Origin of the sequence: Haloferax sp. Atlit-6N (genome assembly GCF_003383195.1) — an archaeon.
GTDB classification, from domain to species: Archaea; Halobacteriota; Halobacteria; order Halobacteriales; family Haloferacaceae; genus Haloferax; species Haloferax gibbonsii.
Genome location: NZ_QEQJ01000001.1, coordinates 942,327 through 957,860 on the forward strand (window position 1 = coordinate 942,327; position 15,534 = coordinate 957,860).

16 protein-coding genes are annotated in these 15,534 nt (G+C 68.6%); 5 read left to right on the top strand and 11 right to left on the bottom strand.

All coding sequences use genetic code 11. The features are described 5' to 3' along the window. Nucleotides 1–86: 86 nt before the first annotated feature. From DEQ92_RS04835 to trpC, 4 genes are read right to left on the bottom strand one after another with little or no spacing between them, the layout of a single operon-like run. On the bottom strand, nucleotides 87–887 hold the full coding sequence (locus tag DEQ92_RS04835; protein ID WP_115820479.1) for a 2-amino-3,7-dideoxy-D-threo-hept-6-ulosonate synthase: 801 nt from the start codon (nucleotides 885–887) through the stop codon (nucleotides 87–89). Nucleotides 888–911: 24 nt separating this feature from the next. Next, nucleotides 912–1,745: a tryptophan synthase subunit alpha gene (gene trpA, locus DEQ92_RS04840; RefSeq protein WP_050458757.1), complete on the bottom strand. Its 834-nt coding sequence runs from the start codon at nucleotides 1,743–1,745 to the stop codon at nucleotides 912–914. Continuing rightward, a complete protein-coding gene (gene trpB, locus DEQ92_RS04845; RefSeq protein ID WP_115820480.1) occupies nucleotides 1,745–3,019 on the bottom strand; it encodes a tryptophan synthase subunit beta in 1,275 nt (424 codons plus the stop codon). The genes trpA and trpB overlap by 1 nt, the downstream gene beginning before the upstream one ends. After that, nucleotides 3,016–3,825, bottom strand: coding sequence for an indole-3-glycerol phosphate synthase (gene trpC / locus DEQ92_RS04850; RefSeq protein WP_115804628.1), 810 nt, complete (start codon nucleotides 3,823–3,825; stop codon nucleotides 3,016–3,018). The genes trpB and trpC overlap by 4 nt, the downstream gene beginning before the upstream one ends. A gap of 157 nt (nucleotides 3,826–3,982) precedes the next feature. Here trpC and DEQ92_RS04855 point away from each other — a divergent pair, with 157 nt between their 5' ends. Further along, nucleotides 3,983–4,438: an MGMT family protein gene (locus tag DEQ92_RS04855; RefSeq protein ID WP_049905008.1), complete on the top strand. Its 456-nt coding sequence runs from the start codon at nucleotides 3,983–3,985 to the stop codon at nucleotides 4,436–4,438. Between the two features lie 68 nt (nucleotides 4,439–4,506). On the opposite strand, the gene DEQ92_RS04860 is transcribed toward DEQ92_RS04855, so the two are convergent. The 3 genes from DEQ92_RS04860 to lonB all read right to left on the bottom strand — a co-directional run bounded on the left by DEQ92_RS04860 (nucleotide 4,507) and on the right by lonB (nucleotide 8,073). Then, nucleotides 4,507–4,845 (bottom strand): hypothetical protein, encoded by a 339-nt coding sequence (locus DEQ92_RS04860; RefSeq protein ID WP_004972673.1) that lies wholly within the window; start codon nucleotides 4,843–4,845, stop codon nucleotides 4,507–4,509. A gap of 96 nt (nucleotides 4,846–4,941) precedes the next feature. Continuing rightward, a complete protein-coding gene (locus tag DEQ92_RS04865) occupies nucleotides 4,942–5,982 on the bottom strand; it encodes a CPBP family intramembrane glutamic endopeptidase (RefSeq protein WP_115804627.1) in 1,041 nt (346 codons plus the stop codon). Between the two features lie 6 nt (nucleotides 5,983–5,988). Next, a complete protein-coding gene (gene lonB, locus DEQ92_RS04870) occupies nucleotides 5,989–8,073 on the bottom strand; it encodes an ATP-dependent protease LonB (protein WP_004972677.1) in 2,085 nt (694 codons plus the stop codon). 169 nt (nucleotides 8,074–8,242) lie between these two features. Here lonB and DEQ92_RS04875 point away from each other — a divergent pair, with 169 nt between their 5' ends. Genes DEQ92_RS04875 through DEQ92_RS04885 form a run of 3 tightly spaced genes read left to right on the top strand, consistent with a single transcriptional unit; the run spans nucleotide 8,243 to nucleotide 10,261 of the window. After that, nucleotides 8,243–8,794: a nicotinamide-nucleotide adenylyltransferase gene (locus tag DEQ92_RS04875; RefSeq protein ID WP_004972681.1), complete on the top strand. Its 552-nt coding sequence runs from the start codon at nucleotides 8,243–8,245 to the stop codon at nucleotides 8,792–8,794. A 1-nt stretch (nucleotide 8,795) separates the two neighbouring features. After that, entirely contained in the window at nucleotides 8,796–9,587 is a 792-nt protein-coding gene (locus DEQ92_RS04880) for an S-adenosyl-l-methionine hydroxide adenosyltransferase family protein (RefSeq protein WP_115804626.1), read from the top strand. Further along, a complete protein-coding gene (locus tag DEQ92_RS04885; RefSeq protein ID WP_004972685.1) occupies nucleotides 9,587–10,261 on the top strand; it encodes a trimeric intracellular cation channel family protein in 675 nt (224 codons plus the stop codon). The genes DEQ92_RS04880 and DEQ92_RS04885 overlap by 1 nt, the downstream gene beginning before the upstream one ends. 29 nt (nucleotides 10,262–10,290) lie before the next feature. Here DEQ92_RS04885 and DEQ92_RS04890 read toward each other — a convergent pair whose 3' ends face one another. The 4 genes from DEQ92_RS04890 to DEQ92_RS04905 all read right to left on the bottom strand — a co-directional run bounded on the left by DEQ92_RS04890 (nucleotide 10,291) and on the right by DEQ92_RS04905 (nucleotide 14,533). Further along, nucleotides 10,291–11,607, bottom strand: a complete 1,317-nt coding sequence (locus tag DEQ92_RS04890; protein ID WP_050458749.1) for an APC family permease — start codon at nucleotides 11,605–11,607, stop codon at nucleotides 10,291–10,293. A 188-nt stretch (nucleotides 11,608–11,795) separates the two neighbouring features. After that, the gene (gene thsA / locus DEQ92_RS04895) at nucleotides 11,796–13,358 is read right to left on the bottom strand and encodes a thermosome subunit alpha (protein WP_004972691.1); all 1,563 of its coding nucleotides are present in this window, start codon (nucleotides 13,356–13,358) and stop codon (nucleotides 11,796–11,798) included. Between the two features lie 188 nt (nucleotides 13,359–13,546). Next, nucleotides 13,547–13,828, bottom strand: a complete 282-nt coding sequence (locus DEQ92_RS04900; RefSeq protein ID WP_004972693.1) for a HalOD1 output domain-containing protein — start codon at nucleotides 13,826–13,828, stop codon at nucleotides 13,547–13,549. A gap of 54 nt (nucleotides 13,829–13,882) precedes the next feature. Next, nucleotides 13,883–14,533, bottom strand: coding sequence for a helix-turn-helix domain-containing protein (locus tag DEQ92_RS04905; protein ID WP_115820481.1), 651 nt, complete (start codon nucleotides 14,531–14,533; stop codon nucleotides 13,883–13,885). Between the two features lie 174 nt (nucleotides 14,534–14,707). Between DEQ92_RS04905 and DEQ92_RS04910 the strand changes: the two genes are divergently transcribed. Beyond that, complete coding sequence (locus DEQ92_RS04910; RefSeq protein ID WP_004972697.1) at nucleotides 14,708–15,532, top strand: amidohydrolase family protein; 825 nt, start codon at nucleotides 14,708–14,710, stop codon at nucleotides 15,530–15,532. Nucleotides 15,533–15,534: the final 2 nt, after the last annotated feature.

Below are 15,534 nucleotides of genomic sequence, written 5' to 3' on the forward strand. Positions count from 1 at the left end.
CCGGGGTTCGCGCTCGGCGGGTATCTATCTGTAGGCTGGCTACCGAAGGGAGCCGAAAACAGAACCGTCGTCCGAAGAGGGCCGCGTTACGCTTCGATTCCGAGGCCGGCGCGTTCGAGAGCCGTATCGGCGTCGGCGTCGGCGTGGATGACGGCGCTCACGGCGCGGGTGATGGCTTCGGGGTTCTCGTGTTGGAAGATGGAACGGCCCATCGAGACGCCGGCCGCGCCGGCGTCCATCGTGCCGCGGACCATCTCGACCGTCTCGCGGTCGGTGCCGCGGCTCCCGCCGGCGATGACGACCGGCAGGCGCGTGGCCTCGACGACGCGGCCGAAGGAGTCGGCGTCACCGCTGTAGGCCGTCTTCACCACGTCGGCACCGACTTCCTCGGCGAGGCGGACGGCGTGGGCGAGCGCCTCGGGGTCCTGTTCGTCGATGCCGGGGCCGCGGGCGTAGGACATCGCGAGCACGGGCACGCCGAAGTCGGCGGCGCGGGAACAGAGGTCGGCGAGCTGGGTCATCTGGTCGGGCTCGTAGTTCGAGCCGACGTTGATGTGGAAGGAGACGGCGTCGGCACCGACGCGGAGGGCGTCTTCGACGGTGCCGGTGAGTCGCTTGTCGTTTTCGTCCGGGCCGATGACGGTCGAGCCGTTTACGTGGACGATGTAGCCTTTACCGTTCTTGTTCGGGTGGACGCGCGGGGCGGTGCCCTTGTGCGTGAGGACGGCGTCCGCGCCGCCGCGGGTGATGCCGTCGATGGTGGATTCGATGTCGACGAGGCCCGTGACCGGGCCGAGGGTGATGCCGTGGTCCATCGGGACGATGAGGTATCGCCCGTCTGTGGAGATGCGTTCGAGTCGTGCGGAGAGTCCGATGTCTGTGTTCATGTATGAGAAAGGGTGGCAGAGCGGTTATGTGCGTTCCGGATGCGGTGGGCGTTGCGAGGCGCCGGCCACTGCACCTTCTTTCAGTTCGCGGGCGAGCGTTTCGAGGCGGTCGGCGACCGTCTCGGCGTCGTCGCCGTTCTCGTGGCCGTCGGCGACTATGTCCACGAGCGCGCTGCCGACGATGATGCCGTCGGCGCCGCTCGCGACGATGCGCTCCGCGTGGTCGCCGCTGCTGATACCGAAGCCGACCGCCTTGGGCACGTCGTAGTCGGCGAGTCGTTCGAGCGACGAGCCGGTCTGGTCGGAGACGCTCGACTGCGCGCCCGTCGTGCCGAGACGCGCCTGCACGTAGACGTAGCCCGAGACCTGTTCCATCATGCGGTCGAGGCGCTCGCCGCGGGTCGTCGGCGCGACGATGAAGACGAGGTCGAGGCCGAACTCGTCGCAGGCCTCGCGGAGCGGGCCGGCCTCCTCGGCCGGCAGGTCGGGAACGACGAAGCCCTCGATTCCGACCTCGGCCGCCTTCTCGACGAACGGCCGCGGGCCGGGGTCGTCTCCGTAGCGGTAGATGAGGTTGTAGTAGGTCATACAGACCAGCGGCACCGACACGTCGAGGTCCTCGACGAACTCGAAGAAGCGCGTCGGCGTCATGCCACCTTCGAGCGACCGAACCACCGCGTTCTGGATGGTCGGCCCCTCGGCGATGGGCTCCGAGAACGGAAGCCCGAGTTCGATGATATCCGCGCCGCCGCGTTCGAGCGCCTCGACGTATTTCAGCGAGGACTCGTAGTCGGGGTCGCCGGCGGCGAGGTACGGGATGAACGCCGGGCCGTCGGCGAAGGCGTCTTCGAGCGACATCACAGGCCCCCCGTGAACTCGTCCATGTTCGGCGCGATGTCGATGTCGATGTCGCGCTCGTAGGTCTCCTCGATGGCCGATTCGAGGTCCTTGTCGCCGCGGCCGGAGACGTTGACGACGACGTACTCGCCGAGGGCGTCCGCCTCCGCCGAGTCGGGCGCGTCGGGGCCGGCGACCGATTCGAGGTAGCCGAACGCGTGGGCCGACTCCAGCGCGGGGATGATACCCTCCATCTGCGAGAGCCGGTGGAACGCGGTCAGCGCCTCGTCGTCGTCGACGTTGACGGCGGTGACGCGACCGGTGTCCACGAGGTACGCGAGTTCGGGACCGACGCCGGCGTAGTCGAGCCCGGACGACACCGAGTGCGACTCCATAATCTGTCCGTCGCGGTCCTGGAGGAGCCGGGTGCGAGCGCCGTGGAGGATGCCCTCCGACCCGGTCGTGAGCGACGCCGAGTTGGGCGCGACGCCGGCTTCCTCGTCGACTTCGAGCGTCGAGCCGCCGGCCTCGACGGCGTAGAGCGCGGTCTCCTCGTCGTCGACGAACTCGGCGAACGCGCCCATCGTGTTCGAGCCGCCGCCCGCGCAGGCGACGACGGCGTCGGGGAGTCGACCAAGTTTCTCTCTGGCCTGCGTGCGGGCCTCCTCGGAGATGACCGACTGGAAGTCGCGGACCATGCTCGGGAACGGGTGCGGGCCGACGACGGAGCCGATGACGTAGTGCGTGTCTTCGACGTTGGTCGCCCAGTCGCGCATCGTCTCGGAGATGGCCTCCTTGAGCGTGCCGCGGCCGACCGTGACGGGGTTCACCTCGGAGCCGTTGAGCTTCATCCGGAAGACGTTGGGGCGCTGGCGGTTGATGTCGCGTTCGCCCATGTAAATCTCGCAGGGCATATCGAGGTGGGCGCAGGCCATCGCCGTGGCGGTGCCGTGCTGGCCCGCGCCGGTCTCGGCGATGATGCGCTCTTTGCCCATGTACTTCGCCAGTAGGACCTGCCCGAGCGCGTTGTTGAGCTTGTGCGCGCCGCCGTGAAGCAGGTCCTCGCGCTTGAGGTAGACCTCGCGGTCGTAGCGCTCGGAGAGCCGGTCCGCGCGCTGAAGCGGCGTCGGCCGACCGCCGAAGTCCCGCAGTCGCGCGCGGAAGTCGTCCATGAAGCCGTCCTCGTTGTCGAGGACGTACCGCTCGTACGCGTCGGTCAGTTCCTCGATGGCCGGCATGAGGGCCTCGGGAACGTACTGTCCGCCGTAGTCGCCGAATTTGCCGTCTGCGCTCATTGTGTGAGTGTCTCCGTGTTCCGTCGTACGTCGCCGTCCATGATGGCGGTCCCGACGAGGAGGGCGTCGGCACCGGCCTCGCGCATCCGCCGCGCGTCTTCGACCGTCTTCACGCCGCTTTCGGCCACGAGAAGCACGTCGTCGGGCGCTTCCGGCGCGAGTTCCTCGAACGTGCCGAGGTCGACTTCGAGTTTCCCGAGGTCGCGGTTGTTGATGCCGACGATGTCGGCTCCGGCCGCGAGCGCCGCGGTGAGTTCCTCGCGCGTGTGGACCTCCACGAGCGGCTGGAAGCCGCGGTCGCGAGCCGCCTCGACGAGGTCGGAGAGGTCATCGTGTTCTCGCGGGCCTCGCCCGCTCGAATCGCCCGCGGAACTCTGTTCCGCGCTGCCAACGAACCGCGCGATGAGGAGCACGAGGTCGGATTCCACGACGTCAAGTTGGTCCTCGTTCATGATGAAGTCCTTGCGGAGGACGGGCACGTCGACGGCCTCCCGGATTTGCCGCAGCGACTCGGCCGAGCCGCCGAAGTGCTCGGGCTCTGTGAGGACCGACAGCGCCGTCGCGCCGCCGGCGACCATCTCGCGGGCCAGTTCGACCGGGTCGTCCTCGCGGACGCCCTCGGTCGTCGGACTCGTGGGCTTCACCTCGGCGATGACCGGGACCCGGCCCGCGGCCTCCGTCGCGGCCACGGCCTCGGGGAACGACCGCGCGTCGACCGACACGCACGTCTCCCCGCCGGGTCGCTCCCGCGCGGCCTCCAAGATGGCGCGCACGTCGGGAGCTAATTCGTCTCCACTAGCGTTCATTGATGTACACTAACGCACGTATTTGTACATAAGGCTTGCGTCGTCGGGGACACTCACCGTCTCTCGCGTGCACGCGGGCGAGCGGCGCGCGGAGACGGACCCGAAACCGCGCGCCGTCGCCGGAAGGGTCAAGCGTCCGGCGACGGGAGCCGAACGTATGCCCGTCTCGGGAATCTACGCGCGCGAATCGTCCACGCTCGGTCGCCCCGTGCAGGTCGGCGTGGTCAGCGGAAAGGTCATCAACGTCTCGTTTCCGGACTCGCTGCCGGCGGACGCCGAGTCGGACCACGACCACCTCGACGCCGTGTTGGCCGCCATCGACCGGGGCGAGACGGACCTCTCGTCGGTCCCCATCGGTCTGACCGTCCCGACCGACCAGCGGAGCGTGCTGGAGTCGCTTCGCAACGTCCCGCGAGGAGACACCGTCGACGTGGCCCTGCTCGTCCGCATGTCCGGCCTCGACCCCGAGGACGACGACTCCGAGCGCGTCGTCCGCGAGGCGCTCGCGGCCAATCCCGTTCCGGTCGTCGTCCCCGACCACCGCGTGAAAGACGGCCCGAGCGCCGCCCCCGACGACGTGGTCGAGGCGCTCCGGAAGTCGGAAGGAATCTAGTTTTCGGTCGTTGTCGCAACCGCGGTCACCGCCGTCATCGTCGCGGTCACCGTCGCAGTCGCCGGAATTCAGAAGGGCATCGCGTCGGTCTCCCGGCGGAGCGCGAGGTAGCCGAGCAGACCGCCGAGGAGGAACAGCGTGCTCGCGAGGCCGACGGAGCCGACGCCGGTCGCGAGTTCGGCGAACTGTGAGATGCCCGCGAGGACGAAGCCGCCGCCGGCGACGTACTTGAGTCGGCTGTCGACCGGAATCCTGAGCGTGACGACGCCGAGGAGAATCGCCGTCAGTCCGAAGGCGGCGTCGGCCGCGAGTCGGAGCGTCGGGTTCCCCGTGGCGAACGCCGCGACGACGAGCGCCAGATAGCCGATGAGCCCCGCCTGCGTCAACTGCCGCGTATCGATATCCATACTGGCTACGCGTGATGCGGGCACTTGAACGCATCCCCGCGCCGCCGCCGCGACGGCGAGCGGTTCGGCGGGACTCGGCGGCGCGTCCGACGCCCGCTACCAGCCGAACAGTTCGTGGCCGGCGAACTCCAGCGCGTTCACGAGGTAGTGGGCGACGACCACGACCAACAGGCTCTCGGTGAGGACGAACGCCGCCGCGAGGACGAACCCGAGGAGGCCGGTGACGATGATGCCGAGTCGGCCCTGCGCACCGTGACCCGCGCCGAAGGCGGCCGACGACACCGCCGCCATGAGCCACGGCGACACGTCGAAGCCGGCGGCGACCGCCCCCACGAGCGCCCCCCGAAACAGCAACTCCTCGAAGCCGGCGATGAGCGGAAGCGCGACCGCGAACAGGAACACCCAGCCCGCGGTCGTTCGCGGCGTCAGCGACTCGCGGACCGCCTCGTCGGGCGCGACGCCGAACCGCTCGCTGACCGTCGAACCGACCCGGTTGGCCCCGTAGAGCGCGAGTCCGAGTCCGGCGCCGACGACGAGTTGCGTCGGGAGGTCGGCGGCGGAGAGGCCGAGCGCCGCGGCCGGCACGCCCGCGTACCACGCGCCGAGGCCGAGAAAGCCGCCGAGAAAGGCCTGCGAGAGCGCGACGTTAGCCAGCAGGAGGTGCGGCGGGAGGTCCTCGGCGGAGCCGGAGCGTTCCGAGACGGCCGAAACGGGGGCCGCGGTGACGCCGGGGGGTGTCGCTCGGTCGGAGTCGGTGTCGGACTCGGGTTCGGATTCGGACTCAGGGGCGGTGTCAACGTCAGCGTCGTCGTCCGCAACGTCGCCCTCCGCGAGCGTCGACGACTCGGGACGCGGTGACGCGTCGGTCGAATCGACCGAAAAGGAAGCCAGGGAGACGGTGTCGAGTTCGGCCGAGTGGTCGGTCTCGTCCGACTCGGCAGCGGTCGAAACGGAGTCGCCCGCGGCAGTCGCTCGGGAGTCGGAATCGGAAGCGCCGTCGCCCGGAGCGGCGGGCGCGTCGAGTGCGTCGGAGCCGGTCCCCTCCGCGTGCGGGACGCCGCGAGAAAGGTGCGCGAGAGAGAGTAAGACGGCGAGGACGAGGCCGGTGAAGCCTGCGAACGCCGCCCAGTCGGTCATCCGGCGTTACTGCGGGCTGGGGCTGGACGGCCCCTTGACGCCCTTGCCCTTGTTGAGGGCGGAGCCGGTGATGCTCTTGAGGCGGTCCACGAGCGAGTCCTTCTCGGGTTCGCCTTCGAGGGCGACGTCGAGGACCTCGCTGATGTGCGAGACGGGGATGATGTCGACCATCTCCTTGTACTCGTCTTCGATCATCACGTCCTGCTCGTTGGCGGCGGGGATGATGACCGTCGAACAGCCGGCCTTCGCGGCGGCTTCGATCTTGTGGGTGACGCCGCCGACCGGGAGGACGTCGCCGCGCACCGACAGCGAGCCGGTCATGGCGACAGACTGGTCGATGGGGATGTCCTCCAGCGCGGAGATGACGGCGGTCGCGACCGTGATGGACGCGGAGTCGCCGTCGACGCCCTGCTGGCCGGTCTGGACGAACTGCACGTGCACGTCCATCTCCGAGAGGTCCTGGTTGGAGAACTTCTTGATGATGGCCGAGACGTTCTGGACGGACTCTTCGGCCATCTCCTTGAGCTGGCCGGTCGCGATGACCTGACCGGGGCCCTGCGAGGGCGTGACTTCGGCCATCACGGGGAGCATGATGCCGGAGTCTTCGCCCATGACGGCGAGGCCGTTGACGCGGCCGGTGACGAAGCCGTCGTTGACCGAGAGCTCGTAGTCCTTGCGGCGCTCGATGTACTGGTCCGCGATCTGCTGCTCGATGGAGCGCGCGCGGCGCTTGGCCTGCAGCACGTGGTCGCGGGTGGTCAGCTCGGCGTTCTCGCCGCGGGCGATGTCGCCAGCGACGCGGACGAGGCCGCCGAGGTTACGGAATTCGAGGGTGAGGTGGCCCTTGCGGCCGGCGCGGCGGCGGGCTTCGAGGATGAGCTCCTCGACCGCCTCCTCGGTGAAGTGCGGGAGCCGGCCGTCGTTGGTGACCTCCTGGGCCACGAAGCGCGCGTACTTGCGGCGCATCTCGGGGGTGTCCTCGATGGTGTCGTCCATGTACACCTCGTACCCGTACCCCTTGATACGGGAGCGGAGCGCGGGGTGCATGTTCTCCATCGCGTCGAGGTTACCCGCGGCGATCATGATGAAGTCCGTCGGGACGGGTTCGGTCTGGACCATCGCGCCCGAGGAGCGCTCGGACTGGCCCGTGATGGAGAACTCGCCCTCCTGGATGGCCGTCATCAGGTGCTGCTGGCTGCGCACGTCGAGGGTGTTTATCTCGTCGACGAACAGGACGCCCTTGTTCGACTTGTGAATCGCGCCGGGTTCGACGCGGTCGTGGCTGGGCGTCTCCATGCCGCCGGACTGGAACGGGTCGTGGCGGACGTCGCCGAGGAGGGCACCCGCGTGGGCACCCGTCGCGTCCTGGAAGGGCGCGGACTTCTGGTCCGCGTTGTTCACGATGAGGTTCGGAATCATCGCGTCGCTACCGCGCGAGCCGTAGCGGAACGCGAGGTAGATGATACCCGCGGCGAGGATGCCGAGCAGGACCTGCTGGGCGATGATGAGCGAGTAGCCCAGCACGACCGCAATGATGATCCACATGAGGAACGAGCGCATCTGGTTGCGCTTGCGTGCTTCCTCTTTGTGCGCCTCGACGATTTGGTCACCCTTGCCCGCGGGGACCGTGCGGACCTTGGGGCGATTGCCGTCGTCGGGGTTGTGGTAGACGAGCACGTCCTGAAGCTCCTCGCGGGGGAGAAGCTCGGACATCGCCTTGGCGAGCATCGACTTCCCCGTCCCCGGGGAGCCGATCATCATGACGTGGCGGCGCTGCTTGGCCGCCTTCATGATGACGTCGCGGGCGTGCTCCTGCCCGATGACTTGGTCGACGAGGCGGTCCGGAACGGGAATCTCGTCGGTCGTCTCTATCCGGAGACCACCGAGGAGGTCGTCTTCGTCCACGTTCTCGGCCACGTCGGCGTCGATTTCGACATCGCTCCCGAGGTCGTCGATCGTCTTCTTGTCGACCTCTTCGGCCTCGTCGTGCTGGAGCGTCCCCCCGTCGTCGATGCCCTCTTCGGAGGGCGCGTCGTCGGGTGAATCCTCCCGCTCGTGGAGGCTGTCGTCGGTGTTCGTATCGTTACTCATAGAACTGTCGTCGCTACTTCTAACGTAGGCCCTGCGACTGATATACTTTCTCCCCGGGTGCATCCGGCGTACCTTGCCGTAACCTCGCGTTTCGACGGCCCTACCACCAGAATACCGGAATTCTCGTGACTCGGCGTATTTATAAGTAATCCGGACTAACGCCCGATGCATGCGGGGGTTCTACATCGGCCGGTTCCAGCCGTACCACAACGGCCACCACCGAATGGTCGAAGAGATTGCCACCGAGGTCGACGAGCTCGTCCTCGGCATCGGGTCCGCGGGCGACTCGCACTCGCCGCGGAACCCGTTCACCGCGGGCGAACGAATCATGATGGTCAACAAGGCCGTCTCGGATTTCGACATCGCGACCTACGCGGTCCCCATCGAGGACCTCGACCGCAACTCGGTGTGGGTCAGCCACGTCCAGTCGATGTCCCCCGCCTTCGAGGTGGCGTACTCCAACAACCCGCTCGTCATCCAACTGTTCAAAGAGGCGGGCGTCGAGGTCCACCAGTCGCCCATGTTCAACCGCGAGGTGCTGGAGGGCACGGAGGTTCGCCAGCGCATGATCGAAGACCGCGACTGGGAGTCGCTCGTCCCCGACGAGGTGGCCGACGTGGTCCGCGAAATCGACGGTATCGAGCGCCTCCAGCGCGTCACGGCCACCGACGGGTCGGAGCGCGTCGGCGACGACGGGAGCCGCGACCCGAACCCCTGTTGAGATGATTACGCTCGCGTCCGACTTCGGGCTGGCGTACCCGGCCGCGATGAAGGGCGTCGTCCTCTCGCGGACCGACGCGCGACTCGTGGACGTGGCCCACGACCTCCCGCGGCAGGACGTTCGCGCGGCCGCCTTCTGGCTCCGCGAGACGCTTCCGTACTTCCCGCCCGCGGTCCACCTCGTCGTGGTCGACCCCGGCGTCGGGACCGACCGGCGCGCGGTCGTCCTCCGCGTCGGCGACCACGTTCTCGTCGGCCCCGACAACGGCGTTCTCCGCCCGCCAGCGAGACGCGTGGTCGACGCCCTCGGCGACGCCGACGCACCGGTCGAAGCCTACGAAATCGACGTTCCGAACCCCGACTCGACGACCTTCCACGGGCGGGACGTGTTCGCGCCCGCGGCCGCCGACGCCCACGTCGCGGGCGCGTCGGCGCTCGGGTCGGTCGACCGCTTCGAACCGATTCCCGTCGACTCGCTCGCCCAGTGCCGCCTCCCCGAGGCGACCGTCTCGGCCGACGGCCGCGAGGCGACGGGCGAGGTGCTCGTCGTCGACGACTTCGGCAACTGCATCACCAACGTCCCGGGCGAGTTCGTCCGCGACGCGGCGGGCGACCGCGCGACGGTAAACGGCGAGTCGGTCCCGGTCGGTCGCACCTTCGAGGCCGTCGCGCGCGGCGAGCGACTGCTCACCGTCGGCAGCCACGGCAACGTCGAGTGCGACGTGAACCACGGCCGCGGCGACGAGGCGTTCGGCCTCGCGCCCGGCGACCGCGTCGAACTCCGGGTCGACTGATGGGCGCTCTCGCCTCCGTCCCCGCACTCAGTTCCGCCGCCGTCCCCGTCACCGTCGTCGTCCCCGAGGTCGACCCCTTCGCGGTGATGAACGTCGTCGGCCTCCTCGCGTTCGCGGTCGCCGGCGCGCTCAAGGCCGCCGAGGCCGGCCTCGACGTGTTCGGCGTCTCCGTGCTCGGCATCGTGACCGCCCTCGGCGGCGGGACGACCCGCGACGTGCTGGTCGACCGGCTGCCGGCCTCGCTCGCGGCGACGTGGGACATGAGCGTCGCGCTCGTCGGCGTCGGCCTCGCAATCGTCCTCATCCACTCGATAGAGGGCCGCGTGCGCGACCACCCGGCGTTCCTGACCACCGACGCGGTCGGGCTGTCGGCGTTCGCGGCGACCGGCGCGCTCGTCGGCGTCGACGCCGGCGTCACGTCGTTCGGCGTCGTCATCCTCGCGACCATCACGGCCGTCGGCGGCGGCTCAATCGCCGACATCCTCATCGGGCGCGTGCCGGTCGTCCTCCGCGACGACTTCTACGCGACGCCCGCGGTCGTCGGGGGCATCGGGTTCCTCGCCGCCCGCGCGGCCGGCGCGCCGACCGGCGTCCCCTCGGGGCTGTGCGCCGCGCTCGTCTTCTCGGTTCGGCTGCTCGCGCTCCGCTACGACTGGCGGTTACCGCGGGTCTGAGTGGCGAATCCGAGGCCGCGCGCCGGACGTTACAGTTCGTTTTCCACGCGCCGCTCCGCGGACTGGACCTCGTCCGCGATGGCCTCGCGCTCGAAGTAGAGCACCTCGACGCCGACGACGACCACCGCGAGCGCGAGGACGGTCCAGAACGTCCCGCGCTCGGCGTCGAACAGGTGCCACAGGAGCGCGACCGCGGAGCCGAGCGCGCCGACGGTTCCGACGGCGGGAATCACGGTCGTCCGGAGGTTCTCGCGCTCCCGGAACGCGAGAAGCGAGAGGCCGCCGAAGATGCTGATGAACGCGAGCGACGCGAACGAACTGATGGCGTCCAGACTTCCGAGGAAGGCGAACCCGGCGGCGAGCACCCCGAGCGTCACGAGCGGGCGAATCGGCTCGTCGGCGGAGTCGTCGCGGAGCCGACTCGGGAGCAGGTCGTCGGCGACGAGGCGCTTCGAGAGCCGCGCGGAGCTGAACAGCGTGGCGTTGATGGCGCTGCCCGTGGAGAACAGCGCCGCGACCGAGATGAGGACGAACCCGGCCTGTCCGAGGAACGGCTGGGCCGCGACCGCGAGCGCGGTCTCGGCGTGCCGCTGGATGGCGTCGATTCCGGCGAGATTGGTCGTGACGAGCGCAACGAGGACGTACAGAGCGGTCGCGCCCGCGATGGAGATGTAAACCGCCTTTCTGACCGTCTCCCGGGGGTCGGCGATGTTCTCCTGGTCGAACAGCAGGAGCTCCCACCCCTCGAAGGCGACGAAGGAGACGGCGGCCGCGACGAGCGGGCCGATACCGACGTTCGACAGGCCGAACCCGAGGCCGCCGTGGGTCGCGCCGTAGGCGACGCCGCCGAGACCGAACAGGAGCAGGATGGCGACCTTGAGTCCGACGAGGAGGTCTTCGGCCCGCCCGGAGGCGTGCGCGCCGAAGACGTTGAGGCCCACGAACGCGGCGACGGTGAGCGCGGAGACGAACGGCTGTATCGAGACCGACGCGACCGACGAGACGCCGGTGAGTTCGACGAAATAGCCGCCGAAGGCGTAGGCGTACATCGCCATCGTCCCGACGTAGCCGAAGACGAAGGTCCAACCCACGACGCCCGAGAGCGTGGTGCTGTCGGTGAACCGCTCGACGTAGCCGACGGGCGACCGCGGCGACTCGCACAGGCCGTTCAGTCGGAGGAGCGAGTAACCGGCACAGACCGCGAGCACGCCGGCGACGACGAACGCCGCCCACGCGAGGGTCCCGGCCGCGCCGGCGACGACGCCGAGCACGGCGAAGATACCCCCGCCAACCATTCCACCGATCGCCATCGACACGGCTTCCGGAAGCCCGACTTCGTCGGACATGGAGTGCAGTTCGACGCTCGCGACTGAAGAACGTAGCGGCCAGTTGATATGTGCTCGCGCCGCGGCACGGCTCTGGAGCGGCCGTGTGAGAGCGGACAGACGGAAAAAGCGACACGAAGTGGCCCGGCGGCGGAGCGCGCCGCCGGAGGATGGGTTGGATGGGGGAGTGTGTTCTGCGGGCGGTTCGGTTACTTGGCCGCGATGACGTCGTCGATGCGGACGATCATCGTCGCGGCCTCGGTCGCGGACTCGATGGCTTCGCGCTTGACCGCGGCGGGGTCGATGACGCCCTGTTCGACGGGGTCACCGATTTCGCCGGAGCGACCGGTGGAGATGATGCCGGCGATACCCTCGTTTTCGTATCGGGAGCGGAGGTCGACGAGCGCGTCGATGGGGTCCATGCCGGTGTTCTCGGCGAGGGTGCGCGGGAGCGCCTCGATGGCGTCGGCGTAGGCCTCGACGGCCAGTTGCTTGCGACCCTCGATGCCGGCGGCCTCCGAGCGGATGCGGTCGGCGATGGCGATTTCGGTCGCGCCCGCACCGGGGACGACGCCGCCCTTGTCGATGGCGGCGACGACCACGTCGACCGCGTCTTGGATGGCGCGTTCGAGTTCGTCGACGACGTGTTCGGTGCCGCCGCGGAGGAACAGCGTGACGGCCTTCGCCGCCGAACCGCCCTCGACGAACGCGAGGTCGTCGTCGCCGAAGGTGCGGATGCTCACGGAGTCGACGTGACCGAGGTCGGACTCGTCGAGGTCGGACAGCGAGCCGAGGCGCTTCGCGCCGGTCGCGCGGGCGAGGGCGCGAGCGTCGGACTTCTTCACGCTCTTGAACGCGAGGATGCCCGCGTCGGCGAGGTAGCCCGCGACGCGGTCGTCGATGGACTTGGTGCAGAACACCACGTCGACGCCGGCGTCCTTGAGGGCCTTCGCGTAGCCGCGGAGTTCGCTGTCCTCGGCGTCGATGGCGGCGGTGAGTTGTTCGACGGAGGTGATGTTGTACTCGGTGTCGACCTCGCCCTTGCGCACGTCGAGTTTCATGTCGAGGACCGCGACGGTCGCGTCGGAGACGGCGCGGGGCATGTTCTCGTTGACGGGTTCCTTGTCGAGGACGACGCCCTCGACGAGTTCGGTCGCCGAGGAGGACGCGCCCGTGCGGGTGAGCACGCGAACGTCGTCGCGGTGGAAGGCCCCGTCGGCGTCGCCGTGGACCATCTGGACCGCCTTGACGACGTGTTTGGCGAGCACGTCGGCGGTCACGTCGCCGGTGCCCTTGCCGGTCATGGAGGACTCGGCGACCTTGCGGAGCAGGTCGTCGTCGAGCGTCACGTCGAGGACCATGTCGTCGATGGCCTCTTGGGCGATGCGGGCGGCCTCGGTGTAGCCCTCGACGATGACCGTCGGGTGGAGGTCGTCGTCGAGGAGGTCCTCGGCGTGCGCGAGGAGTTCGCCGGTGAGGACGGCCGCGGTGGTCGTGCCGTCGCCGACTTCCTCCTCTTGGGTCTGGGAGACTTCGACGATCATCTGCGCGGCGGGGTGCTCGATGTCCATCTTCTCGAGGATGGTCGCGCCGTCGTTCGTGATGACGACCTCGCCCGAGGAGTCGACGAGCATCTTGTCCATGCCGCGCGGGCCGAGTGTGGTCCGTACGGCTTCGGCGACCGCCTTTCCGGCGCGGATGTTGGAGTCCTGCGCGGAGCGGCCGTGCGTTCGGTTCGTCCCCTCTGCGAGAATGTATAACGGTTGCTGCATTCGTGAAGCCATGTTGAAACCTCAACCGCTATCAACGATTGCAGTTCTATAAATACGTTTCGGCGAGGCCGAGCTACGAAATCGCACGACAGGGCGACGGTTTTCGAATTCGAGCGCGGGGCGGGCGTCGCAGGGTTCGGGGAGCCGCCATGGGGTTCGTGTCGCGGTCGGCGGCCGGTCGCGCCTCGCTACTCGTCGAGCGTGTCGACGGTGAGCGTTCCGTCGCCGAACAGCGAGACGAGATAGCCCGCGTACTGAAACGAGAACCTTCGAGACGGGTCGTGAGAGAGGCGAAAGAGAACGTCGAGCGCTTCGGGGTCGACACCGATGTCCGAGAGCGGCGGGAGTTCGAGTGGGCTGAGTTCCGTGGCAGTCGCGACCGCCGAAGCGATGGCGACCGCCACCTCGTCGTAGCGGTCGACGGAGGTGGTTACCACGGACCCGGCTCCATCTTCGAGCGGGTCGTCCATACAGTCCGAATGGGTAGTCGGGTACCTATTGGTGTGCGTTGATTATGTAACCCGTTATTGTGGGGGTCGCTCGTCGCGAATTCGCTCTGCGAGCGTTCGATAGGCGCGTTTGAGGCGGGCCGCGACCGCCTGCCGCGAGATTCCGAGCTCCGTACCGAGCTTGTCGAGCGACGTGTCCCGTCGCTCGTCGAAGTAGCCGCGGTCAAGCGCGAGGAGCAGGGCTTCGACTTGCGTGTCGGTCAGTCCCTCGCTCGCCGGCGCTTCCTCGGCCGCGACGGACGTGATGCGATCGAACTCGGCGTCGATGCCGTGGGCCGCCCACTCGCGTCTGAGGTCGGTCAGCACGCGGTGCGAGGAGACGCGGAGCTTGAGCCACCACGAGTCATCGGTCGAGAGACATTCTAAGAGAACCGCGTCTCTGGACACTAACGCGTCGAAAATCGGAGCCTGAGAGACGTCCCACGAGACGCCGTAGAGCGCCCGGTCCGAGACGGATTCGACGAGCGTGAGGTCGTCGACGCTCGGAAGCGACCGCGCCGACTCTCCGAACGCCCCCGCGTCGGGACCGCGGACCCAGACGAACGACGCCGCCTGCGAGGCGGTCGGGACGGACCGTTCCAGCTCCAGTTCGACGTCGTGTTCCTCGGCCGCGGGACCGAACGGGAGCGCGGACAGCGGGGCGACGACCTCGACGATGAGGCACACGCGTGGACGATAGGTGGAGTAGGGCAAAAAACTGCGTTTCAGCGTCTCTCCCTACCGTCGTGAAGGAATGAACGTCACGCGACGCTGAACGAACGCGTCGGTACTGTGTACTCGATGAAACGACTACGGCGGATTCTGCAACCTATTTGGCGGACACCGATGAGTGACTCGACAATGCTGGAGTTGGAACACGGGTTCAGGGTCGTGGACGTGAACGCCCGCCTCGACCCCGACGAGCAGTCGATTGCGGCGCGCGGGCGGGAGATAAGCCCCGAGCGGCTGGAGCGCGAACTGCATCAGGCGGGCGTCGTCCGCGCCGTCGTCTCGCCGGGCGCACAGCGGGTCGAAGAGAGCTACCTCCGTCCGAACAACGCGGTCGCGCGGATGAGCGTCGACCGGCCGTTTCTGGCGTTCGCCCGCATCAACGGGCCGCGCGACCCGAGCGGTCGTGCCTCGGCGCGGCTCCGAAACCTCACGTCGTCGCGGGCGGACCACCACGCCGACCCCGGCGACATCGAGCAGTACGCCTACGACGACCGTTTCCACGGGTTCTCGCTCGCGCCGGCTGTCGACGGGCTCCCCGACGACGAGACGCTCGCGATGCTGGAGGACGTGGGGCTTCCCGTCTTCGTCGAGGGCGGACAGGCGTTCGAGCCGAGCGCCGTCGCCGAGTCGCTGCTCGGTCGGTTCCCCGTCATCCTGTCGAGTTTCGGCGGCTTCCCGCTCGACCGCGGACTGATGGACGAGGCCATCGACCTCCTCGACGACCACGACGACCTCTACCTCGACACGAGTTTCGTCCGCTACCGGAGCGTCCTCGAACGCGCGCTCCTCGAACACCCGGACCGCGTGCTGTTCGGCAGCGGCGCGCCCGAGACCCACCCGAACGTGGGCGTCATGGAGATTCTGACGCTCGACGTGTCGGAGGACGCGCTGGCGAAGGCGTTCTCGAAGAACGCGGCGCGGGTCATCGAGGCGCTCGGCCCCGGAGAGCGGTAAAA